Origin of the sequence: Pseudohaemophilus paraphrohaemolyticus, from assembly GCF_003253115.1 — a bacterium.
In the GTDB taxonomy this organism is placed as follows: domain Bacteria; phylum Pseudomonadota; class Gammaproteobacteria; order Enterobacterales; family Pasteurellaceae; genus Haemophilus_A; species Haemophilus_A paraphrohaemolyticus_A.
Genome location: NZ_QEQF01000001.1, coordinates 304,064 through 328,899 on the forward strand (window position 1 = coordinate 304,064; position 24,836 = coordinate 328,899).

Below are 24,836 nucleotides of genomic sequence, written 5' to 3' on the forward strand. Positions count from 1 at the left end.
TTATACATCCAATTCTGCCACAATAATCCGTTTAAGCTCTTTCTTTTGCGTCTCACTTAACGCTTTATTTTCCTGCGTACTTACCACAAAAAAATCCTCCACACGTTCACCGATAGTAGTAATTTTCGCGTTAATCAGAACCAAATCCAACTGGTTAAAAATCTGGCTAACTTGAGCCAATAATCCCTCACGATCAAGCGTGAAAAGTTCAAAAGCGGTTTGATTTAGGTTGGAATTTACCAAAAAGCGAACTTTAGTTTTACGTTTAAAGGTTTGGTGTTTTATTGGTTTTTTCACTACCGAAAAAGGTTTGAGCTGCGGTTCAGTGAGCTCTTTCTGCAAGGTTTGCTGAATTTGCTCGCAACGGATTTCATCCAACGCCATCCCGTTTTGTTCGGTCACGATAAAGCTATCAAAAACGAGATCATTCTGACTGGTAATAATTTGAGCGTCGTGAATGCTGATTTTTTTCTTACTCAAGGCATTCGCAATGCGGGCAAAAAGTTGTTTCTGATCTTCACAATGGATAAAGATCTCCGTTGCCCCTCGGGCGTGCTCGTTAGAAATCAGCACCAACGGCAGTTGCTGTTGCTTAAGCAGAGCCAAAGCGTGCCACACTAGCTGGGTTGGTTTGTTGCGTAAAAAATAGCTTTCAGGACTACTCACCCAGTAAGTTGCTAAACGTTTGTGCTGAGTAGGTGTCAGTGCTAATTTCATAATTTCTAACGCCTCAGCCCGGTTGTTTTCGGCCTCTTTTTTGTAGTCCAGTTGCTCGGCAAGTTGCTGAGTCGTGAACTTGAAAAGTTGTGAAAGCAGCGTGCGTTTCCAATCGTTCCAAAGTGTCTCATTAGTGGCACAAATATCCGCCACCGTGAGGCAAACCAGATCGCTTAAAGCGGTCTGATTTTCCACAATTTTTGCAAAGGTTTGCACCACATTAGGATCGTGAATATCACGGCGTTGAGCGGTGATCGACATCGTCAAATGCTCTTTTACCAACCACGCCATTTGCTTCGCTTCCTCTTCATTAAAACCGTGCAAACAGGCAAAATCGTACATATCCACCGCCCCATTCTCTGCGTGATCGCCCTCTCTGCCTTTGGCGATGTCGTGTAATAATGTAGCAAGATAGACCAATGGTTTATGTGTGCAAGCATTGAAAATTTGATGACAAAGCGGATGGGCTTCCTTGCTCGCTTCATCAAGAAAACTTTCGAGCTTCAACATTACGCGAACAGTGTGCTCGTCCACCGTATAAATATGGAACATATCAAATTGCATCAATCCCGTGATGCCTTGCCACGCGGGGAAATAAGCCGAAAGCACACCTAATTGATGCATCGGCACAATTGCCCGTTTTGCCATTTGTGGCTGCTGGATAAGCTGAATAAAACGGCTTCGTGCTTCTGGTAATTCGCACAATGGCTGTTGATGTTTTTGCAGGGCAATACGCAGATGGCGTAGTGTCATCGGATCAACTTGCAAAGTTTGGTGTTGTGTAAGGTGCAAAAAGAGATCCAATATCATTTCTGGCTGTTTTGCAAAAATCCGATGATTTTCAACCGCTATTTGCTGGTTTTGAACATAAAAATGGGCATCAAGCGGTCGTTTTTCCCCTGTTTTTTGCAAACCAATCATTTCTTGCTGCACACAATTAAGTAAAAGTTGGCTCAGTTGCGAAATAGATTGCGTGGCTTGGAAAAAGGTTCTCATCATCGCTTCGACGGGCTGATTGCCTTCGCCTTGATAGCCCAGTAGTTCGCTCAGTTGCAATTGGCGATCAAATCGAAGGCGATTGTCATAGCGTTTGAGCTGCGTATGCAAAGCAAATCGCATTCGGAAAAGTATGTTCTCCGATTGTTTAAGTTCTTGATATTCTTCAGGAAAAAGCAAGCCTTTGTTAAAGAGTGCATCAAAACTACGTGCACCATAATGACGTAGCATAATCCAAAGCACTAAATGCAGATCGCGAAGTCCACCTGGGCTATGCTTAAGATCGGGTTCAAGGTTGTAGCTCGTATTGTGATAACGGGCGTAACGCTCTTCTTTTTCTGCCATTTTGGCTTGAAAAAAATCGGGCGTTGCCCAAAAATCCTCTTGGAAAATGGCTTCAACCAAGCGATGCCAAAGCTCAACATTGCCGTATAAAAAACGCCCTTCATACATATTAGTTGCAACAGAAAGCTCTTGCTTGCCAATCTCCAAACACTCTTGCAAAGTACGAATGCTCGCCCCTACTTGTAATTTGGCATCCCAAAGCAGATTGAAAAGCTCATTTAATTTGGCGTGAGTTTGCTCGTCTAATGGATTTTCGGTAAGAACGAGAATATCCAAATCGGAGAGAGGGAACATTTCACGGCGACCATACCCACCAACGGCAATAAGAGCGAGATCTTGACGATCTGTAAAACCAAAATCGTGCCAGAGTTTCAGCAAATTTTGATCATAGAAATCGCTGCGTCGGTACAATAACTCCATTACATCACTTGAGGCAAATTGAGTGCTTTGCTCGCTGTTAAATTTGGCAAGCTGTTCTTTTAAATTCATTGTTTACACCTCAAGCGGAAGCTGCCAATTGATTTCCGTCATTCCGTGTGCTTTCAAATATTCATTCGCTTTAGAAAAATGGTGGCAACCAAAAAAGCCGCGATGAGCAGCCAAAGGCGATGGGTGAGGAGCAGTTAAAACACAATGTTTATTACGATCGATGAATGCCCCTTTTTTCTGGGCGTGACTTCCCCAAAGTAAAAAAACAATGTTTTCACGATGTGCATTGAGCTTTGCAATAACCTTATCAGTAAAGGTTTCCCAGCCCCAGTTAGCGTGCGAATTGGCTTTACCCTCTTCAACAGTAAGCATGGTGTTGAGCAACAATACGCCTTGTTTTGCCCAATCGACCAAATAGCCGTGTCTTGGAATAACAAAACCTTCAATATCTGTTGCTAACTCTTTATAAATATTGATAAGCGATGGAGGCGGAGCGACGGGTGGTTTGACAGAAAAAGATAAGCCATGGGCTTGATTTGGACGGTGGTAGGGATCTTGCCCTAAGATCACGACCTTGACTTGATCAAACTCAGTGAGAGAAAATGCACTAAACACCTCATTTTGCGGTGGATAGATCGTCACACCAGCATATCGGGCTTGATGCACCTGTTGCAAAATTTGTTGAAAATAAGGTTTCTCTTTTTCTTCGCCAATGGCTTCTTTCCACGTTTTCATCACAACCTCTTATGTTTAAGCATGAATATAAATACATAAAACGTTTAATTTATATTCAAACAATCTTATTTTTGCAAAAAATGTTCAAAATTTTATCGCTTTCTATCTCGATAGGGGTATAATGCCCTCATTCAAAAAAAGTTGAATCTTTCAAATTTTTTTATAATTTATTTTCAATCCCTTAACTTAGGAGTCATTAAAATGATTAAAGGTGTTCAAATTACTGAATCAACAAACAGCAACTTATTAAACTCATTCTGGTTATTAGACGACGAGAAAAACGAAGCTCGTTGTATCGCTGCTAAAGGCGACGCTTACAAAGAAGACCAAGTTGTTGCAATCAGCGAATTAGGTCAAATCGCATACCGCGAAGTGCCTGTAAACGTTGCTCCAACTATCAAAGTTGAAGGTGGACAACACTTAAACGTAAACGTTTTACGTCGTGAAACTTTAGAAGATGCGGTTAAACACCCAGAAAAATACCCACAATTAACTATCCGTGTTTCTGGTTACGCAGTTCGTTTCAACTCATTAACTCCAGAACAACAACGCGATGTAATTACTCGTACTTTCACTGAAAGCCTATAATTACGATCTAGATTGTTCAAGTATTTTAAAGACGGGTTTTATACCCGTCTTTTTTGTAGTGTGTATGAATTTGAAAAATTCACGCGCCTTTTCATTACTAGCGTGCTTGAAACAAGTTTCACTCATCCCACTTTTTATTTATGCGGATTCCTAGTATTGGTATCAGTTAAATTACGCATTAACAACGCAAAATCTAAATCAATATCCGCAGGCACATCTAGGAACACAAAGTGTCCCTCGCCTAAACCTGCTTCTACGCTTTCATTTTTACGGTTTAACAAGCGGTCAATTTTAAACACGATATTGCCTTTTGGCGTCATCATCTCAACAGAATCACCCACTAAGAATTTATTTTTTACCGCAACTTCCGCCATCCCTTCCGCATTGCGTTTGCCTGTGAATTCACCTACAAATTGCTGACGTTCAGAAATAGAATAGCCATATTCATAATTTTGATATTCATCATGCGTATGACGACGCAAGAAACCTTCGGTGTAACCTCGATGAGCTAGGCTTTCAAGCGTATCCAGCAAGCTTTTATCAAATGGTTTCCCCTCTGCGGCATCATCAATCGCTTTGCGGTAAACTTGAGCGGTTCTTGCACAATAGTAGAACGATTTTGTGCGTCCTTCAATTTTCAATGAATGCACTCCGATTTGGGTTAAGCGTTCTACATGTTGCACCGCCCGCAAATCTTTCGAGTTCATAAAATAAGTACCGTGCTCATCTTCAAAAGCGGTCATCTGTTCATCTGGGCGTTGAGCTTCGGTATAAAGGAACACTTTATCCGTCACTGCACCTTCGCCGAGCGTTGGGGCAACATTGGTCACTTCAATTTCAGGTTGGTATTTTTGCACCGTATCTTCTTTTGGCACAATATTACCCACCTCATCCAGCTTGCCCTCTTCCATTTTATATTCCCAGCGGCAAGCGTTGGTGCAAGTGCCTTGGTTTGGATCACGTTTGTTGATATAGCCAGAAAGCAAGCAACGACCAGAATACGCCATACATAACGCACCGTGTACGAAAATTTCAAGTTCCATATCAGGTACGTGTTTACGAATTTCTTCAATCTCTTCAAGCGAGAGTTCACGCGATAAAATCACGCGAGTTAAGCCCATTTGTTTCCAGAATTTTACCGTCGCCCAGTTTACCGCATTAGCTTGCACGGAAAGGTGAATGTCCATCTCAGGGAAATGTTCACGCACAAGCATAATCAAGCCAGGGTCTGACATAATCAATGCATCAGGTTTCATATCTACAACCACTTGCAAATCTTTAATGAAGGTTTTGAGCTTAGAGTTATGCGGCGCAATATTCACTACCACATAGAATTTTTTGCCAAGCTCGTGCGCTTCCTTAATCGCAATTTCAAGGTTTGCGTGGTTAAATTCGTTGTTACGCACACGTAAACTATAACGAGGCTGCCCTGCATAAACGGCATCTGCACCATAAGCGAACGCATATCGCATATTTTTTAACGTGCCCGCAGGCGATAATAATTCTGGTTTTGTATATTTTAAAGTCATGATTACTCTCTTCTGATTACAAGTCAGCACCTTTCAGAATGAAAGGTATAAAAGCATTATTTTCTAAGAAATACCCCTTTGTAGCAAGTAATTGTTCCATTAAAATGGCAACTCTTTTATTTATTCTTTTTAAGGATTTCAAATGAAACTTAAAACACTATTAAAAACTTCTCTAGTGGTGGGATTATTCGCATTTTCTACAAATGCACTTTCAGCAGGCGTGATGAAAGAGATGATTCAAATGAAAAAGCAACTCAACGCTCTTAACCAATCTCAAACCAGCGAGGAATTCCAAGCTGCTGCTGAGCAATTTATCGAATATTCAAAAGATGCTCAACATACGATGCCAAAAAGTGTAGGAGATGATCAAGAACGTTTCAAAGGCTACCAAGCAGGCGTGCAAGAAGTGATTGATGTGGTAAATCAAGCCAACGAAAAAGCTAAAGCGGGCAATTTAGCAGAAGCGAAAGAGATGATTGAACAGCTTGATGAAATGAGAAAAAAATATCATAAGGAATATAAATAATCCATTCTGAACCATTATATGTTTGCAAAACGGAAGCTTTAAGCTTCCGTTTTGCAATATCATCTATAATCTAAATTTTCTGATACGACAGCATCAACAACGTTCGCCATTTGTCATTATTCTGTTCATCTTTTCCCATATTCGCGATATTGGGAAAACGTCCCCACTGCTCAAAACCGTACTTAAACATTAAATTTTGGCTTACTTGGTTCATCTCAAATACATAAGCCATCAAGGTGTGAATCTGATGATTCAACATTTCGGCTTGCATAAATTCGATAATTTTTGAGCCGTAGCCTTTACCTTTCGCACTGGCATCTAAGTAAATGCTAATCTCAGACGTATGCACAAAAGCAGGGCGCTCATAAAAAGGGGAAAAACTAAACCACCCTGCAATCCCTGCTTCATCTTCCACCGTCCAGATCGGATATTTTTCGCTTGAAAGGTGGAAATCAAACCACGCTCGGCGGTTTTCTGTGCTGGCTAACTCAAGATCCGCGGTAATTTGATGGGTTGGAATCGCTTGGTTGTAAATATCTAAAATGGTTTGGAAATCAGTTTCTATTGATTTTCGGATCTGCATTCTCTGTCCTTTTTCAAAATAGTGAAATTTTTTAACCGCTTGTCGTATTAGCGTTGCCCTAACATATTAGGCAATACAACCATTACTTGAAAACCGCCATCTGAACGATTACTGAAACTCAATTCGCCATTTAATTCGGCAGCTCGTTCTTTCATAATGGTTAAGCCATAATGCCCTTCAGGCTCTAAAACAGTTTCAACGCCTTTGCCATTGTCTTGAATAATTAGATAGTGCTCGCCTTCTGAATTGGTGTCGGCTAGCACATCAATTTCGGTTGCATCAGCATGTTTAATAGCATTGATGACCGCCTCACGGGTAATTTGCAATACGTGCACTTGCTCTTGGGCATTAAACATCAGCGAAGGCAGTTTACAATTTAGGCGAATTTGGGCAGACGTGCGGGAACGTAAGGTGTCCAACATTCGCTCTAATGCACTGGTTAAATTAGACTCCTCAATAGTTAAGCGGAATGTTGAAAGTAGCTCTCGCAGTTGGCTATACGCATCGTTCAGTGCTTTTTCTAAATCATTTAGAATGCTCGCTTGTTTTTGCCAATCTTGAGCCTTTTCGCCATTACGTTTGAGTAAGCTCAACTGAATTTTAAAGAAGGTAAGCGACTGCGCTAGAGAATCGTGCAATTCTCTGGCAATAATCGACCGTTCTTCCATCAAAATAAGTTGCTGTTGCTGCTTATGGTTTTTCACAACATAAACGCTCCGCCCAATCATTTCTGATACACTCTGAATTAAGCGCTCATCAGGGCAAAGTAAGGAAGGTTTCCAACGTAACATCGCAATTTTTTCATTTTCAATCGCTATTTCGTGTTGTTGCCAATGGCTAGAAAGCAAGTCTTGATCAATCTTAACATTCCAATAATCTGCCCCATAAACTTCAATTGCAATGCCTTTGAGCTGTTCATTATCCAGAACTGTCTCCAACACTTGATGCAGAAGATCTTTGCTAATAGGCTTAGAAGTTAAAATTTGCGAGCAGTGATAAAGCACCATAATGGAGCGGTTTACAGCGGTCAAACGGCGCGTTTTATCTGCCACTTTTTCTTCCAGTGAACTATACAATTTTTCCAATTCGCTTGCCATTTGAGTAAAAGTTTTTGACAACACGCCCAGTTCATTGGGTTCGTTAATCGCAAGTTCTACGTGGTTAAAATCTTCCTGTTGAATTTGCTGGCTAGCAAGCACAAGCTGATCAAGATGTCGAATAATGCGTCGGCGTGTGTACCAAACGCCATAATAGGCTAGGGCAATAATAAGCAACATCGAAATAGCGATTACACCAATCGCAATCATCAATTTCTGTTCAGCAAATTTCTGTAAATTCTTCACGAAAGTATCAATCTCATCGACATAATACTCTATATTGCTAAGATATTGCCGTTTATCTTGCGTTTCGATATAAGTCGCCATTTGAGACCAATGTGCTTTGAGATTTTGATAACCTTGTGTGACTTTCTCAGGGGCACAGTCGGAATGGAGCTCTTCATATAAGGCATTAAGACTAGCTTGATATTCTGCCAAACGTGAGCTGCGGATTTCAGGATGGAATTCCATTTCGTGCAAGAAACGGTAGCTTTGATAGCGCAACGAACCTGCCACGTTAATCAACCGAGCGTCTGCGTGGTTACTCCACATAATACCTAGCGAAATGCCGCTAATCAGTGTCGCAAAAGCAATAATGGTGAAGAAATAAAGCCCGATACGACGGGCAATAGAATTTTTAGGATTAACGACAAAAGTGTTCATTGGAGATTATCGTGAGTAGATTAAAGTTGGAATAATTGCGTGAGTTCTGTAGCAATGCTATCTTCGCTGTTCGAGCCAATGGTTTTATCCGCTTTTTGCTGCACTTCGTCTTCAGCCCCCCCCATTGCAATGCCTAAGCCTACAAGTTGTAACATCGAAATATCGTTAAAATTATCTCCAAAGGCAACGACCTGAGCAAGGTTAATGCCTTCACGCTCAAGCAATTTCGCTAACATTGCTCCCTTGCTATTGCCAACAGCAGTAATATCAGCACGATCGACCCAAGACCATTCTGGACTAACTTGATCAAGCGGTAACGCATCGACAAACTTTTGCATTTTGTCTAAATCAGGATCGCTAATTAGCACCTTCCACACCGTCGTGCCATTATCGATTTCTTTTTGGAATTTTTCGACTTGATGCACATCTGGTCGCACATTTTCTGGGCAAGAATCCACCCATTTTTGTAATTTAACAAAATGCGGGTTAAGTTCCTCGTAGGTCATTGCATCGCGGAAATAGACAGAAACGTGGATGCCTTCTGCTTGTGCATTATTGATCAACATCGAAGCTAATGCTGGCGTGAGTGGATTGCTTTCCAATACATCATCTTTTTGGAAATCATAGAGGTAAGTGCCGTTACAGCAAACCACTGGTGTATCTAAATTCATTTCTGAATAGTAAGGACGAACTGCGGTGTGATGACGACCTGTTACAAAATAGACTTTTATGCCTTTTTCTCTTGCCTTTTGAATCGCTTGTTTACTTGATTCCAGAATGGTTGCGTTCGGGGAAAGTAATGTGCCATCTAAATCAAAGGCAATGGCTTGATATTTCATAAAAGTTCCTTTGTGTTTGAAAAAATAAAAAAGAAAGGGTAGCCAATTGGCTACCCTTATATTCTACTCAGTTCTATAAACCCTGTAAATTATTTACCAGAGTTATATGCTGGTGTTTGGTAAAGTGGTGCTGGACCATTAGGACCTGCAACGTTACTACCTTCGCTTTGTTTTACAAGTCCACCATTTGCAGAAATTTCTACACGACGGTTTGGACGTAAACAATCTTTCTCAGCTTGACCTTTCAAACCTTCACATGCTTTAACTTGATTTGCTTTACCATAGCCAACTGCTTCGATTTGCGCAGTTACGCCTTGTTGGATTAAACGCTCTTTAACTATATTTGCACGACGGTTAGATAAATTTAAGTTGTAAGCTTCTGAACCTAAACGGTCTGTGTAGCCTGCTACTTTAACTTGTTGTGCACCAGAAGATTTTAATTGTACTGCAACGTTATCAACAACTTCTTTACCTTTTGTTGTTAAGGTATCTTTGTCGAAGTCAAATAAGAAGTCACCGCTTAAGTTGAATGATGCATTACCGTTACAACCGTTTGGATACCAGAAGAAGCTTTGTGCATTCATATTTTTGTCAAAACCGATTTTGAATTGACAGATTTTGTGAACACCATTTTCACGGTAGTTAAATACGTAGTCCCATTCACGAACGCCATATAAGCCTTCTTCAAAGTGAGGACGACCAATTAAGTAATAAAGTTGATCTTTATTCATACCACGTTCAATTTGACGAACGTTTTCCCAGTTTGGCCATGAACCAAATTGTGAACCATCGTGATTGAATTCTGACTCTGAAATTTTAGGGAATACAGGATTCTCAATAAAACCTTCATCTGATACTTTGCTTAAATTACCACACGCAGCAACTGCAATCGCTACGCTTGATAATAACAAACCACGAAAAACTGTTGTTTTTTTCATTTTTTTATTCCTTTATTAATAAAGACACGATTTAGTAAGGCGAATTTTCTCAAAATCCAACCAGTATACTTAACTAGATTTTGATGAATCGCGAAAATTCTACAATACTACGCAATGAATTTCTATACTTATTCAATATAATTATTAAACAATTACATTTTCTACACGTAACTGTAAATTCTTATTACCTTTATACTCATTTATGTCAAGTTTGTAAATTATTTTAGCTTGTTTAATCGAAAGATCAGGGAATAATCGGGTATCAATATTGAACCAAATGGCATCTAATAACATACCTTGTTGGTTTTCTAGCATCATTTTTAGGTGGTTTCCGCCTAACAATCGCTGTTGCAATATTTTAAAATCTCCTTCAAACGTTGGTTCTGGAAAATGTTGTCCCCAAGGTCCTGCCTGTTGTAATAAACTTGCAGTTTCCAAGGAAAATTCGCCCGCTTGTAATTCGCCATCGGTGTAAATCACACCTCGCAATAGCTCTGGTTCAATCATTTCGTTAATCACTTCATCAAAAATTTTCTGAAATTTAAAGAAGTGATCTTGGTGAATGGTTAAACCTGCCGCCATTGCGTGACCACCAAACTTAACGATCAAATCAGGATAAAGCGTATCAATTCGCTCAAGTACATCCCGCATATGCAATCCAGATATAGAACGTGCCGAGCCTTTGATAAATTCGCTTTCTTCACTCTCTTGAGCAAAGGCAATCACAGGACGGTGAAACTGATCTTTAATGCGTGAAGCCAAAATGCCAATCACGCCTTGATGCCAATCAGGCTGATAAAGCGTAATGCCATAGGCTTGATCTTTTTGAGAGAGTTTTGGCAATTTTGCACAAATCGACAAAGCCTCTGTTTTCATCTCTTGCTCGAACTCTTTGCGAGTTTGATTGAGGCTATCAAGCTCAAATGCCAATTGCCGTGCTAAATCCATATTATCCGCAATTAGTAACTCTACACCGAGAGACATATTCTCTAATCGCCCTGCTGCATTTAATCGCGGTGCAATTGCAAAACCTAAATCAGCCGCTTGTAAATTAATTAAATCGCGTTTACTCACCTCTGCCAAGGCTTTAATCCCCGCACGGCAAGCGCCAGAACGAATACGGCTTAATCCTTGATGGACTAAAATACGATTATTGTGATCAAGAGGCACCACATCAGCAACCGTGCCCAGTGCGACCAAATCGAGCAATTCAGCTAAATTGGGTTCTGAGCCTGTAAATAGATTTTCTTCTCGCATCTTGCCACGTAGTGCTAGCATTACATAGAACGCGACGCCTACGCCTGCCAAAGATTTCGAAGGAAATTCACAATAGGGTAAGTTGGGATTAACCATCGCATCTGCTTTGGGGAAACTGTCTGCCGGTAAATGATGATCGGTAACTAGAACCTCGATTCCATGCAATTTTAGATAATCAATCCCTTCAAAAGAGGATATGCCATTATCAACGGTAATCACCAAATCTGCCCCTTTGATCACCACCATTTCCGCTACGCTTAAACTTAATCCATAGCCTTGCAAGAAACGATCGGGAATCAAATATTCTACTTGGCTAAAACCGAACTGGCGTAATGCCAATAAGGTTAATGCAGTACTGGTTGCCCCGTCCGCATCAAAGTCGCCTACAATCACAATCCGAGATTGCTTTTTGTAGGCTTGCACTAAAATTTCGACCGCTTGTTCAATGCCCGCCAACTGTTTTGGGCGATGTAAAAACTTCAATGTTCGCTCTAATTCTTGAGGAGATTGAACGCCTCGACTTTGATATAAGCGGTTTAAGAGCGGATGATCGGAGAGTTTTTCCTGAGTTAAAAGCGGTCGTTTTTTTATAATTTTTTGCACAATCTATTTTTCTTCCGCCAACATTTTCGCAAGCTGTTTTGGCTCTACATAACCACCAATCACGCTACCTGTCCCGGTCACCATATAAGGCGTGCCTGTTACGCCAAACTGAATACCCAAGTCATAATGTTTTTTCACGATATTTGGGGCTTTTAATGTTTTTGGTAATTCTCCGTTTTCTGCATCATTTAACGCTTTCACTTTATCCGCTGCCGTCCAGATTGCTTCCATCTGTTTTGCCGTTTGCGTGTTCATTCCGCCGCGAGGGAAAGCAAGGAAACGAAGAGTAATTCCTTCATCATTATACTCTTTAATTCGTTGATGCATTAAATGGCAATAATGGCAGGTAATATCCATAAAAATATTCACCACATACTTCTCATTTTTAGCAGGGTACGTGATCATCTCATTTTGTAACGCATTTAGCTCAGCCATTTTGGATTGATGCGTAATATCAGTTACCTTACCATTTTTAAGTTCTAATACTTGGATCTGACCATTTAAGACATAACGCCCATCATTGCTGATATAAACCACGCCTTCATTTGAGCTTGCCGTTTTAAAATGAGGAATTGGCGAGTCACTAATGCGAACATTCGTTGCCCCCATTTTTTCCAAAGTTGCTTTTAAGTTCACATCACCTGCCATTACATTTGCAGAGATTAATCCTGCTGAGAATAGGACAAAGCTTAATTTTGCCATCTGATTTTTTTTCATAATTTCCTACTTTATGTTTTAAAGTTTAAGTTTCTCTTGAACGTTTTTCGCACGCTCTAAGAAGTTTTTACGCTCTTTACTTGCCATATCTGAGCCAGAACCTGGTAATTTCACCGTCATTGGGTTCACAGGTCTGCCATTGATATGAAACTCATAGTGTAAATGAGGCCCTGTCGAACCGCCCGAATTGCCAGATAGCGCAATTCGCTCCCCTTTTCGCACCGTTTGCCCTGGTTTGACTAATGGCTTACTTAAATGCATATACACGGTGGTAATATGCCCGTGACGAATTTTGATATAGCGACCTGCACCGTGAGCTTGGAATGCCACGTGTTCAACCACACCATCGCTTGGTGCGATAATTGGTGTACCTGTTGGAACCCCAAAGTCTACTCCATTATGCGGACGAACGCGTTTGGTAATGGGATGCAAGCGACGAGGATTAAACGGTGAAGAAACCCGAGCGGTAAACAACAACGGCTGACGTGCAAAGCCTTTGGTCAGAGTTTCCCCGTGATTACTATAATAACGTCCATTTGAGGCTTGGATTGCATAGTAGCGTTTTTTACCATTTTCAATCAAAATGCCTTCTACGTTACCAATATCAGTCACCGTATCATTAATATATTCTTGGCGAACTAAAATTGCAAAACGATCGCCATTTTTCAGCTTGCTAGTTGCAATTTGTGATTGTAATCCAACCGCTAGCTGATTGATTTGGCGATCTGATAACCCTACATTTCGCAAACTGGTGGTAAAACTGCCTTGAATCGCCCCTTTTATTACATCTTGTCGCCAAACGCCTTTTTTCTCAATGCTCTGGTAACTGAACTTGCCATTTTCTTGGCGTTCATAAATGCGTTCTTCTTTTTCGGAGACCAACCAATTGAGATATTCCAATTCACCGAAGTTATCTAACACCCAGTAGAATTGTTGTCCTGCTTCAAGCTTGCCTAATGCGGGATATTGACGAATTAAGGCTTTTGCATCATCGTCACCCAAACCAGACTGCTCAAGCACATCACTTAATTTATCGCCTTTAATCACCACATAGCTAAATTGATCTTGGATGCGTAATGCTTCATCAGCAATATTGACAATATCGCTAATCAATAGCTCTGCTTCTTCTGGCAATTTTTCTTGTGCCACTTTGGGCTTACCCTCTTTACCTTCTTCCTCATCATCTTCAGAGGCTAATTCATCATCGTAAGAAGTAGCATTAGGGTCTTCAGTTAAATCTTGTTTTTTCTCTGCTTGTTCAGTGTCTGAATTCGTGCTTTCCACATCATCGACAATATCGTTATCTAAATCATCTAAAATAATGACATTTTCTTGCGATGACGCATTCAATGGTGTTTGTTTTTTTAATGAAAGGGCAATGCCAATACCAATAGAGAGTACCGCCATCAAAAACAGAAATATTCTAATTTTCTTTTTCTTCCGTCTTCGATCCCTTGCGAAAATAATGCGTGACAAAATCTATCCTGTGCGTTTTTATGTAAATTTACTGAAAATTTTCGACAAGATTGTAAAAGAAAAATTCCATCTTGTCATTTAGATAAAAATCCGTTAAGTTGAGCAACCCAATAAATCCCCAAACTTTTTATGAAAATAGTATGAAAATCCATCAAATCACGCCTCTATCCCACTCAGAAAAATTGCTCCGTCAAACTAAAGGCGAAATATTAGTTTCACTTAAGCAGATTGAAGTGGAGTTTAACGGTAATAAGGCGTTAAAAAATATCAATTTAACCATCTACGCCAACGAAATTATGACAATTGTTGGACCAAATGGAGGGGGAAAATCGACCTTATTAAAAGTTTTACTTAAATTACTGACACCAACCAAAGGCAAGGTGGAACATAAAAAAGGGCTAAAAATCGGCTACGTGCCTCAAAAATTGTATCTTGATCACTCAATGCCGATTACTGTCAAAAAATTTCTTTCACTTAAGCCTCATTGCAAACCTTCTGCGATTGATGAAGCATTAAAGCTCTTTTCAATTGAACATTTAGCACAAAATAGTATGCAAAAGTTATCAGGCGGGGAGCTACAACGTGTACTGCTGGCTCGGGCAATTTTAGACAGGCCTCAACTTTTAGTGCTAGATGAGCCAATGCAAGGGGTGGATATTTCAGGGCAAACTGAGCTTTATCAGCTTTTAAACAATACGAGAAAATCGCTCAACTGTGCGATCTTGATGGTTTCTCACGATCTCAATATTGTGATGGCGAATACTGATCAGGTCATTTGCGTGAACCGCCATATTTGCTGCGCGGGTACGCCTGAGGTTATTACAAACGATCCGCACTTCATTCACTTCTTTGGTGACCAATTTGCTCAAAATGTGGCATTTTACTCGCACCATCATAACCATCATCATAATTTACACGGCGATGTATGTAGTGGGGTTTGTCAGTGTAATTAAATAAATTTCCTCATCAATAACTTCTGCCAAATACGAAGGCATACTCATCGCTTCATTCAGTATGAGCATCTCAATGTAGTCAATTTTCCTCTTCGATTTGCTAAAAGTTTGTTAAAAATATGACATTGCTCACAGTTCTCACTCCAAAATTAGAGTATAATTGAAAAGTCCTATACAACCCATAAAGGTTAGACTGCTATGCAATATCAATACGAAAACTTTGATGATTGGCTCGCCTCCAGCCCTTTCGGTGGCTCAAACCAGGCTTACGTAGAAGAAATTTACGAACAATATTTAGATGATCCGCACTCCATTGATGCGTCTTGGAAAGCCATTTTTGATTCCTTTCCTTCAACCACAATGGTTGAACAACCCCATTCTCAAGTGCGTGATTATTTCCGCAAACTTGCCCGTGAAAACATTCCAGAAGCCGTAACTGTCGTCGATCCAGAAGCAAGCACCAAACAAGTGCGCCTGTTGCAATGGATTAACGCATACCGGTTCCGTGGTTACACACAAGCAAACCTTGATCCACTCAACTATTACCGTTGGAAAACCTCAAATGTACCTGAGCTTGATTACCATCACCACGGCTTTAGTGAGACAGATTTAAATGAAACCATGACGGTCGGCAAATACGTGTTTGGTAAAGATACAATGAAATTTGCCGATCTTGTAACAGCACTAAAAGAAACCTACCTAGGTACTATCGGGCTTGAGTTTATGCACGTGCAAGATATGACACAACGCAATTGGCTACAAGCGAAGATGGAAAGTGTGCTCAATAAACCACTTTTCTCAAAAGAAGAGAAAGTCAATTTACTCTCAGAATTAACTGCTGCCGATGGCTTGGAACGCTATATCGGGGCAAAATTCCCAGGGGCAAAACGCTTCTCGCTTGAAGGTTCTGATGCCTTCATTCCAATGATGAAAGAGATTATCCGCCATGCTAGCCGTCAAGGCGTAAATGATGTGGTGATGGGAATGGCACACCGTGGACGCTTGAATATGTTGGTCAATGTGCTCGGTAAAAAACCTGGTGAACTCTTTGATGAATTTGCGGGCAAACACGCAGACGATAACCGCACGGGCGATGTAAAATATCACCAAGGTTTCTCTTCCGATTTTGCTGTAGATGATAAAAATGTTCACTTAACCCTTGCGTTCAACCCTTCTCACTTAGAAATCGTAAACCCTGTCGTTGTAGGTGCTGTACGTGCTCGTCAAGAACGGGCGGGCGATAAAACAGGCGACCACGTGTTAGCGGTTACCGTACACGGTGACTCTGCGGTAACAGGTCAAGGCGTAATGCAAGAAACCTTAAATATGGCAAACGCTCGTGGGTATACCGTAGGTGGCACAATTCGCATTGTGATCAACAACCAAATCGGCTTTACCACGTCAAATCCGAACGACACTCGCTCAACAGAGTTCTGTACCGATATTGCCAAAATGATCCAAGCACCGATTATTCACGTAAACGGCGATGATCCAGAAGCGGTCGCTTTTGCAGCACGAATGGCAGTCGAATATCGCACTCTCTTTAAACGAGATATTTTCATTGATTTAATCTCTTATCGTCGCCACGGTCATAACGAGGCAGATGAACCATTAGCAACGCAACCGATGATGTATAGCATCATCAAAAAACACCCAACACCGCGTAAAGTGTATGAAGATCGCTTAGTCTCTGAAGGCGTGATCAATCAAGATGAAGCTATTGCGATGATGAACAATTACCGCGACGCGTTAGACCAAGGCGAATGCGTTGTGCCAGAATGGCGTGAGATGGATATGGCAGCAGTGGATTGGTTGCAATATCTCAACTACGATTGGACAGCCCCTTACGAAAACCAATTCCCGCAAGATCGTTTCCTAACCCTTGCAAAACGTGTGGCAGAATACCCTGAAAATGTCAAAGCCCACTCTCGAGTTGAAAAAATCTACAACGATCGTAAAGAGATGGCTGCTGGTAACAAACCATTTGATTGGGGGATGGCAGAAACCATGGCGTACGCCACTTTATTAGATGAAGGCACGCACGTGCGTATCTCTGGTGAAGATGCGGGTCGTGGTACCTTCTTCCACCGCCACGCAGTTGTTCACAACCAAAACGATGGTACAGGCTTTGTGCCTCTTACACACTTACACGCCAACCAAGGGCGTTTCCAAGTGTGGGACTCAGTACTTTCTGAAGAAGCAGTGCTTGCATTTGAATATGGTTTTGCAACCACAGACCCGAAAACTTTAACCATTTGGGAAGCCCAATTTGGTGACTTCGCCAACGGCGCACAAATTGTAATCGACCAATTTATCAGCTCGGGCGAACAAAAATGGGGCAGAATGTGTGGTTTAGTGATGTTGCTTCCGCACGGCTATGAAGGACAAGGCCCTGAGCACTCTTCAGCTCGTGTTGAACGTTACTTACAACTTTGTGCGGAACAGAACATCCAAGTGTGCATTCCAAGTACACCAGCACAGGTTTATCATATGCTTCGCCGTCAAGCGATCCGCAAAATGCGTCGCCCATTGGTTGCCATTACACCAAAATCATTGCTCCGTCATCCACTTGCGATTTCTTCATTAGAAGAACTCACAGAAGGTACATTCCAAAATGCGATTGGTGAAATTGATGCAATCGAACCAAGCCAAGTGAAACGTGTGGTAATGTGTTCAGGCAAAGTATTCTACGATTTAATTGAAGAGCGTCGCAAAAAAGCACAAACTGATGTGGCAATTATACGTATCGAGCAGCTTTACCCATTCCCTTACGAAGAAGTGGCAAAAATCCTTGAGTCTTATGCGCACGTAACTGATTTCGTATGGTGCCAAGAAGAGCCTCAAAACCAAGGTGCTTGGTATTGCAGCAAACATAATTTTGAATATGTTATTCCAGAAGGCGCAAAACTTTCTTACGCAGGCAGACCAGCATCTGCCGCACCAGCGGTAGGCTACGCCTCATTACATAACAAACAACAACGTGAATTGATTGAACAAGCCTTAACACTTTAATTTAAGCTTGAGATAAAAAAGGAACCTGATATGACAACTGAAATTCTCACTCCCGTTCTCCCCGAATCAGTTGCAGATGCAACTGTCGCAACTTGGCATAAACAAGCGGGCGACCGAGTAACCCGTGATGAAGTCTTAGTCGAAATCGAAACCGACAAAGTCGTTCTTGAAGTGCCTGCACCTGTAGACGGCGTGCTTGCGGAAATCACTCAAGCAACAGGCGCAACCGTGGTGTCTTCTCAACTTTTAGGCAAAATCAACACCGCACAAGCGGGCGATTTTATCCAAAATGTTGCAAATAACGATGTTGAACCAACCCCGGCTGATCGCCAAAAATCAGCCATTGAGAACGACCATTCAGATGCAGATTCTCAAGGCCCTGCCATCCGTCGTTTACTAGCAGAACATGGCATTGAAGCGAACCAAGTGCAAGGCTCGGGCGTGGGCGGTCGTTTAACTCGTGAAGACATCAACGCTTACCTTGCCAAACGTGAAGCTCAACAAGCCAAAGCAAATATTGCTACCGAACAAAACACCGTGAGTACTGTCGCTTATTCTGCACGTAGCGAAAAACGTGTGCCGATGACTCGCTTACGTAAACGTATCGCAGAACGCTTACTTGAAGCGAAAAACAGCACTGCAATGCTCACCACCTTCAACGAAGTAGATATGCAACCGATTATGAATTTACGCAAACAATACGGCGATAAATTTGAAAAACAACACGGCGTGCGTTTAGGCTTTATGTCGTTCTACATCAAGGCGGTAGTAGAAGCATTAAAACGCTACCCAGAAATCAACGCCTCTATTGATGGTGATGATGTGGTTTACCACAACTACTTCGATATCAGCATTGCGGTTTCAACCCCGCGCGGTTTAGTGACACCAGTACTGCGCAATTGCGACAAACTCTCAATGGCAGACATTGAAAAAACCATCAAAGAGTTAGCGGTAAAAGGTCGTGATGGTAAATTAACCGTAGAAGACCTCACAGGCGGCAACTTCACCATCACCAACGGTGGTGTGTTTGGCTCATTGATGTCTACCCCAATCATCAACCCACCACAAAGTGCAATTTTGGGTATGCACGCCATCAAAGACCGCCCAGTAGCTGTTGATGGTCAAGTCGTTATCCGCCCAATGATGTACTTAGCCCTTTCTTACGACCACCGTTTAATCGATGGCAAGGAGTCTGTAGGGTTCTTGGTTACCGTGAAAGATTTATTAGAAGATCCAACACGTTTGTTGTTAGAAATCTAACAGAATAAATTGAAAGGAAGTAGGGCGAATGAAAGTTCGCCCTATTTTTTACAAAATGAAGACCGATTTTAACCGCTTGTTTTAGCAAAATCGCTAAAGGATATTTTTAGATAACGCTTCACACAGCAAATTACCAATTCAAAAACCTACGTTTTTACGGTAAAATCACGGCAATTTTTTGTAATTTCAAGTAAAGGTTAAAGTTTATGCAACAGCAATACAATCCAAGTGAAATTGAACCAAAGGTTCAGCAATATTGGACAGAAAATAAAGTTTTCAAAGCAATCAAAGACGAATCCAAAGAGAAATATTACTGTCTTTCCATGTTCCCGTATCCGTCAGGTCGCCTGCATATGGGACACGTGCGTAACTACACTATCGGTGATGTAGTTTCACGCTATCAACGTATGTTAGGTAAAAACGTGTTGCAACCTTTTGGTTGGGATGCGTTCGGTTTACCGGCTGAAGGGGCAGCGATCAAAAATAAAACAGCACCGGCAAAATGGACTTACGAAAACATCGCCTATATGAAGAAACAACTTCAACTTTTAGGCTTTGGTTTCGACTGGGATCGCGAAATTGCCACATGTAAACCAGACTACTACAAATGGGAACAATGGTTCTTCACCGAGCTTTACAAAAAAGGCTTAGTGTATAAAAAAACCTCAACAGTAAACTGGTGCCCGAACGATAAAACCGTATTGGCGAATGAACAAGTTCACGAAGGTTGCTGCTGGCGTTGTGATACACCTGTGGAGCAAAAAGAGATTCCACAATGGTTTATTAAAATCACCGATTACGCAGAGCAATTATTAGGCGGTTTGGATAATCTCCCACAATGGCCTGATATGGTAAAAACGATGCAACGCAACTGGATTGGTCGCTCTGAGGGGGTAGAGATCACCTTTGATGTGGCTGATACCAGCGAAAAAGTAGCGGTTTATACTACCCGCCCTGATACGTTCTATGGCGTAAGCTATTTAGGGATTGCCGCAGCACACCCATTAGCTACTCTTGCTGCAGAAAATAATCCTGAACTCGCTACTTTCATTCAAGAAGCAAAAAATGCCAAGGTGGCAGAAGCTGATTTAGCGACTATGGAGAAAAAAGGGATGGCAACAGGCTTGTTCGCCATTCATCCACTCACAGGTGAAAAATTACCAATTTGGGTCGCAAACTTCGTGTTAATGCATTACGGTACAGGTGCGGTGATGGCTGTGCCTGCGCATGATCAACGCGACTACGAATTTGCCAATAAATATGGTTTGCAAATCAAACAAGTAATTGCACCGCTTGCAGGTCAAGAAATTGATTTAGCGAAAGAAGCCTTCACTGAACATGGCTCATTAATCAACTCTGCAGAATTTGACGGCAGAGATTTCGACGGTGCATTCAACGGTATCGCAGATAAACTCGAACAATTAGGCGTGGGTAAACGTCAAGTGAATTATCGCTTGCGTGACTGGGGCGTTTCTCGCCAACGTTATTGGGGCGCACCAATTCCAATGCTGACATTAGAAAATGGCGATGTAGTGCCTGCACCAATGGAAGATTTACCGATTATTCTGCCTGAAGATGTAGTAATGGACGGTGTGAAAAGCCCAATAAAGGCGGATCCAAACTGGGCGAAAACCACCTTTAATGGTACACCAGCATTAAAAGAAACGGATACCTTCGACACCTTTATGGAATCTTCTTGGTATTACGCGCGCTATACGTCACCAAAATTTGCCGAAGCAATGCTTGACAAAGACGAAGCGAATTACTGGTTACCAGTGGATCAATATATTGGTGGTATCGAACACGCTACCATGCACTTGTTGTACTTCCGCTTCTTTCACAAACTCTTGCGTGATGCAGGTTTTGTAACCAGCGATGAACCAGCCACCAAATTATTGTGCCAAGGTATGGTGCTTGCGGATGCGTTTTACTACACCAGCCCAACCAACGAGCGTATTTGGGTGAGTCCAACACAAGTGACCCTTGAGCGTGATGAGAAAGGTCGTATCATTAAAGCGACCGATCCTGAAGGTCGCGAACTGGTTCACACTGGAATGACAAAAATGTCGAAATCGAAAAACAACGGTATCGACCCACAAGAAATGGTGGAAAAATACGGTGCGGATACGGTTCGTCTATTTATGATGTTCGCTTCTCCAGCAGAGATGACTTTAGAATGGCAAGAATCAGGCGTGGAAGGAGCAAAACGCTTCTTAGGTCGTGTGTGGAATTTGGTCTATCAATACCAACAAAATCCAGCAAAAACAGCGTTAGATGTGACCGCACTTTCTGCAGATCAAAAAGCCCTTCGCCGTGAAGTGCACAAAACCATCGCGAAAGTGAGCGATGATATTGGTCGCCGTCAAACCTTCAACACCGCAATTGCGGCGATTATGGAGTTGATGAATAAACTCACCAAAGCGCCGCTTGAAAGCGAACAAGATCGTGCTGTAATGGCAGAAGCATTAAGTGCTGTAGTGCGTATGCTTTACCCAATCACACCTCATATCTGCTTTGAATTGTGGCAAACTTTGGGCTACGAAACTGCTATCGATACTGCAGAATGGGTGAAAGCCGATGAATCTGCAATGGTGGAAGATGAAAAACTAATCGTGGTGCAAGTGAATGGTAAAGTGCGTGGTAAAGTTACCGTTGCAGCAGATGCAGATGAAGAAAACGTGAAAACCATCGCCTTTGCTGATGAAAACGTGAAGAAATTTACCGATGGTCAACAAATCGTCAAAGTGATTTATGTAGCGGGTAAATTGTTGAATGTGGTGGTAAAACCATAATCCGTAGGGGGTGTGGGTTGAAAACCCACGCACCATTTTTTACGCGTGCGTGAAACGTTTACATTTCCCCCCCCCTACAATAAAGGTACTTTTTATGATTAAATCAATCAAAACCTTACTGCTTGTGGCAACGGTTACAACGCTTTCCGCTTGCGGTTGGCATTTCAAAAACAACGATGTTCTTCCTCAAGAACTTCGCACATTAACCTTTGAAAGTGCTGATGAACATAGCGATATTTCACGCACACTCCGCCAACAGCTTCAATTAAATGATGTTACTTTGGTAAAAGGGCAAGAGAATATTGCCAAATTACGTTTAGTCAATGCTTCAACCAGTAGTAAAGTGGTTTCGGTATTTAAACAAGCACGTGAGGCAGAAAAATTATTAAGCTTGACCGTACAAGCGATTGTTGATGTGCCAAATAAAGGTGCTTATCCTTTAGAAGTGTCAGTGCATCGCACCTTCTTTGATGACTCTCGTGCGGCATTGGCAAAATCTGCCGAACAAGAAATGATTATGCGAGATATGTACCAACAAGCTTCTCGCCAATTGATTATCAAAATGGCAGGACTGAATAAAGAGATTAATCAACCCAAATAATAGCAACGGCGTTGCTCATATGTAGGGGCGAATTACATTCGCCCTGTTTATCTCTGCTTTAAAATAATGCTATGCTAAAACTTTTCCCAGAAGCACTTTCTCAACAACTCTCGAAAAACCTCTCTCCATTCTATCTGCTTACAGGTAGCGATTTGCTCCTGCTTAATGAAAGTAAAGATCTCATTGTTCATATCGCTCGCACGCAAGGTTTTGATGAAAAAACTGACATCACCGTGGGCAATGACACCAAATGGGATGAGATTTTTGAGATGGCTCAATCAATGGGGCTGTTTTTTAATCGTCAAATCATCATCCTCAACTTGCCTGAAAATCTGACTGCTGTGATTGCTAAACAGCTAGAAACCCTTAGCCAGCTTGCTCATAGTGATTTATTACTGATTTTCAGCTTACCTAAATTTAGTAAAGCGGTCGAAAAACAGACGTGGTTTACCAAAATTGAGTCGCAATTAGTGCAAGTAAATTGTCAAACCCCAGAAATGAGTAAACTCCCCAATTGGTTGGCTACGCGTGCGAAAACGATGGATTTACAGATTGAATCTGAAGCAGCACAACTTCTTTGCTATAGCTATGAAGGCAATTTGCTTGCCCTTAAACAGATTCTTCAACTGCTCCAACTGCGTTTTACCGACGGAAAAATTACGCTAAACCGAGCTAAAGAAGTAGTAGAACTTTCTGCTCAATTTACCCCATTCCAATGGGTTGATGCTTTACTTGAAGGTAAAACAAGCCGTGCGGTTCACATTCTACAACATCTACAAAATGAAGAAGTGCAGCCTGTCGTATTGTTACGTATTATTCAAAAAGAGCTGTTTACCCTGTTAGAAATTACCCGTTCGCCAACGCCTGTGCTTCCTAATCAAGCATTATTTACCGGTAATCTACGCACTGAATTTGACCGCTTGAAAATCTGGCAAAACCGCCGAGCTTTTTATATTCAAGCCTGCCAGCGTTTTACCTATGAAAAATTATATAGATTGATTCAAGACTTAGCCCAGCTTGAAAAAGCAGTGAAGCAAGAATTTAGTGATGATGTGTGGATAGAGCTAGAAAGGTTTTCGTTGGGGTTTAAGTAATCAAATTATCAGGCATATAGAAAACTCTATATGCCTATTTTCTAGGTTATGCCTAACAAAAACATCCCCTCTCGCTGAAAAATCAAACCGTATTGCTTAATATTTTCATCATACTCTGCAATACCTGCATAAACCGTAAGCGGTTGATTTTGCCAGAGAATTTGTAACTCCCAATAGCTTCCCATATAAACGGCATTATGCACTTCACCAATGTGTTCCGAACTTGCAAGATTTTGTGATAATTTCACCGCTTCTGGGCGGATGCCAAGTGTGTAGTGTCCATCCGCTTGCGGGAATTGCTCTTCATCAACAACTAAAAGATGTTTGCCGATTTTCAGCTGATTTCCCTGTTTTTCTGCAGGCAATAAATTCACTTCGCCCATAAATTTTGCCATAAACGCATTTTGGGGTTGGCGATAAAGCGTTTGTGGTACTCCTTGCTGGACGATCTCGCCTTTGTTCATCACAATCACCTCATCCGAAACTGCAAAAGCTTCCGCTTGATCGTGCGTCACATAAAGGGCGGTGATGTTCAGTTTTTGCTGAAGATGACGAATATTCTCTCGCATTACTCGACGAAGATTGGCATCCAGATTACTCAAAGGCTCATCAAAAAGTAGCACTTTCGGTTTTAAAATCAATGAGCGCGCCAAGGCAACACGTTGTTGTTGCCCACCCGAAAGTTGGTCGATCATTCGTTCTCCCAAGCCTGATAATTCCACTAAGGCGAGCACTTCGGCGACTCTCATCTCCCGTTCTCCTTTTCTAACGCCTTGCATTTTCAGGCTATAGCCCACGTTTTCCGCGACGGTTAAATGCGGAAATAAGGCGTAAGATTGGAACACGATGCCGATATCACGATCTTGTGGTGTAGCTTGAGTAATGTCACAATCTTCCAAGAAAATTTGACCGCTTGTGGGCAAATCTAAGCCTGCGATTAGGCGAAGAATGGTGGTTTTGCCACAACCTGATGGACCAAGCAAAGTCGTCATTGAGCCTTGTTTTAAATGTAAATTAAAGTCTTTGATGACTTCGGTATTACCGAACGATTTATGGATATTTTCTAATCTCAAATAGCCTTGCATT

19 protein-coding genes are annotated in these 24,836 nt (G+C 41.6%); 8 read left to right on the forward strand and 11 right to left on the reverse strand.

Going from position 1 to position 24,836, the window contains the following annotated elements:
* Entirely contained in the window at nucleotides 1-2,547 is a 2,547-nt protein-coding gene (gene glnD, locus DPV92_RS01240; RefSeq protein ID WP_111353299.1) for a bifunctional uridylyltransferase/uridylyl-removing protein GlnD, read from the reverse strand.
* 3 nt (nucleotides 2,548-2,550) lie between these two features.
* Nucleotides 2,551-3,222: a uracil-DNA glycosylase gene (gene ung / locus DPV92_RS01245; protein ID WP_111353300.1), complete on the reverse strand. Its 672-nt coding sequence runs from the start codon at nucleotides 3,220-3,222 to the stop codon at nucleotides 2,551-2,553.
* A 201-nt stretch (nucleotides 3,223-3,423) separates the two neighbouring features.
* Between ung and grcA the strand changes: the two genes are divergently transcribed.
* Complete coding sequence (grcA, locus tag DPV92_RS01250; protein ID WP_040217094.1) at nucleotides 3,424-3,810, forward strand: autonomous glycyl radical cofactor GrcA; 387 nt, start codon at nucleotides 3,424-3,426, stop codon at nucleotides 3,808-3,810.
* A gap of 134 nt (nucleotides 3,811-3,944) precedes the next feature.
* On the opposite strand, the gene trhP is transcribed toward grcA, so the two are convergent.
* A complete protein-coding gene (gene trhP, locus DPV92_RS01255) occupies nucleotides 3,945-5,339 on the reverse strand; it encodes a prephenate-dependent tRNA uridine(34) hydroxylase TrhP (RefSeq protein WP_192574159.1) in 1,395 nt (464 codons plus the stop codon).
* A 142-nt stretch (nucleotides 5,340-5,481) separates the two neighbouring features.
* On the opposite strand from trhP, the gene DPV92_RS01260 reads away from it, so the two are divergent.
* Complete coding sequence (locus tag DPV92_RS01260) at nucleotides 5,482-5,865, forward strand: cytochrome b562 (protein ID WP_111353301.1); 384 nt, start codon at nucleotides 5,482-5,484, stop codon at nucleotides 5,863-5,865.
* 70 nt (nucleotides 5,866-5,935) lie between these two features.
* On the opposite strand, the gene DPV92_RS01265 is transcribed toward DPV92_RS01260, so the two are convergent.
* The 7 genes from DPV92_RS01265 to mepM form a co-directional block, all read right to left on the reverse strand.
* Nucleotides 5,936-6,448, reverse strand: coding sequence for a GNAT family N-acetyltransferase (locus DPV92_RS01265; RefSeq protein WP_111353302.1), 513 nt, complete (start codon nucleotides 6,446-6,448; stop codon nucleotides 5,936-5,938).
* Nucleotides 6,449-6,495: 47 nt separating this feature from the next.
* Entirely contained in the window at nucleotides 6,496-8,208 is a 1,713-nt protein-coding gene (narQ, locus tag DPV92_RS01270) for a nitrate/nitrite two-component system sensor histidine kinase NarQ (RefSeq protein WP_111353303.1), read from the reverse strand.
* 20 nt (nucleotides 8,209-8,228) lie between these two features.
* Nucleotides 8,229-9,047, reverse strand: coding sequence for a pyridoxal phosphatase (locus tag DPV92_RS01275; protein WP_111353304.1), 819 nt, complete (start codon nucleotides 9,045-9,047; stop codon nucleotides 8,229-8,231).
* A gap of 89 nt (nucleotides 9,048-9,136) precedes the next feature.
* On the reverse strand, nucleotides 9,137-9,985 hold the full coding sequence (locus DPV92_RS01280) for an OmpA family protein (protein ID WP_111353305.1): 849 nt from the start codon (nucleotides 9,983-9,985) through the stop codon (nucleotides 9,137-9,139).
* A gap of 144 nt (nucleotides 9,986-10,129) precedes the next feature.
* Nucleotides 10,130-11,845: a single-stranded-DNA-specific exonuclease RecJ gene (recJ, locus tag DPV92_RS01285; protein WP_192574160.1), complete on the reverse strand. Its 1,716-nt coding sequence runs from the start codon at nucleotides 11,843-11,845 to the stop codon at nucleotides 10,130-10,132.
* Between the two features lie 3 nt (nucleotides 11,846-11,848).
* Nucleotides 11,849-12,562, reverse strand: coding sequence for a bifunctional protein-disulfide isomerase/oxidoreductase DsbC (gene dsbC / locus DPV92_RS09795; protein WP_192574161.1), 714 nt, complete (start codon nucleotides 12,560-12,562; stop codon nucleotides 11,849-11,851).
* A gap of 18 nt (nucleotides 12,563-12,580) precedes the next feature.
* Complete coding sequence (mepM, locus tag DPV92_RS01290) at nucleotides 12,581-13,969, reverse strand: murein DD-endopeptidase MepM (protein ID WP_111353306.1); 1,389 nt, start codon at nucleotides 13,967-13,969, stop codon at nucleotides 12,581-12,583.
* 209 nt (nucleotides 13,970-14,178) lie between these two features.
* On the opposite strand from mepM, the gene znuC reads away from it, so the two are divergent.
* From znuC to holA, 6 genes are all read left to right on the forward strand, one after another.
* Entirely contained in the window at nucleotides 14,179-14,991 is an 813-nt protein-coding gene (znuC, locus tag DPV92_RS01295; RefSeq protein WP_111353307.1) for a zinc ABC transporter ATP-binding protein ZnuC, read from the forward strand.
* Between the two features lie 198 nt (nucleotides 14,992-15,189).
* Entirely contained in the window at nucleotides 15,190-18,003 is a 2,814-nt protein-coding gene (sucA, locus tag DPV92_RS01300) for a 2-oxoglutarate dehydrogenase E1 component (protein WP_111353308.1), read from the forward strand.
* A gap of 30 nt (nucleotides 18,004-18,033) precedes the next feature.
* The gene (gene odhB, locus DPV92_RS01305) at nucleotides 18,034-19,263 is read left to right on the forward strand and encodes a 2-oxoglutarate dehydrogenase complex dihydrolipoyllysine-residue succinyltransferase (RefSeq protein WP_111353309.1); all 1,230 of its coding nucleotides are present in this window, start codon (nucleotides 18,034-18,036) and stop codon (nucleotides 19,261-19,263) included.
* 206 nt (nucleotides 19,264-19,469) lie between these two features.
* A complete protein-coding gene (gene leuS / locus DPV92_RS01310; RefSeq protein WP_111353310.1) occupies nucleotides 19,470-22,055 on the forward strand; it encodes a leucine--tRNA ligase in 2,586 nt (861 codons plus the stop codon).
* 94 nt (nucleotides 22,056-22,149) lie between these two features.
* A complete protein-coding gene (locus tag DPV92_RS01315; protein ID WP_005708371.1) occupies nucleotides 22,150-22,656 on the forward strand; it encodes an LPS-assembly lipoprotein LptE in 507 nt (168 codons plus the stop codon).
* A 71-nt stretch (nucleotides 22,657-22,727) separates the two neighbouring features.
* Nucleotides 22,728-23,750 (forward strand): DNA polymerase III subunit delta, encoded by a 1,023-nt coding sequence (gene holA / locus DPV92_RS01320; protein WP_005708376.1) that lies wholly within the window; start codon nucleotides 22,728-22,730, stop codon nucleotides 23,748-23,750.
* Between the two features lie 41 nt (nucleotides 23,751-23,791).
* On the opposite strand, the gene DPV92_RS01325 is transcribed toward holA, so the two are convergent.
* On the reverse strand, nucleotides 23,792-24,835 hold the full coding sequence (locus tag DPV92_RS01325) for an ATP-binding cassette domain-containing protein (RefSeq protein ID WP_005708380.1): 1,044 nt from the start codon (nucleotides 24,833-24,835) through the stop codon (nucleotides 23,792-23,794).
* Between the last annotated feature and the right edge of the window lies 1 nt (nucleotide 24,836).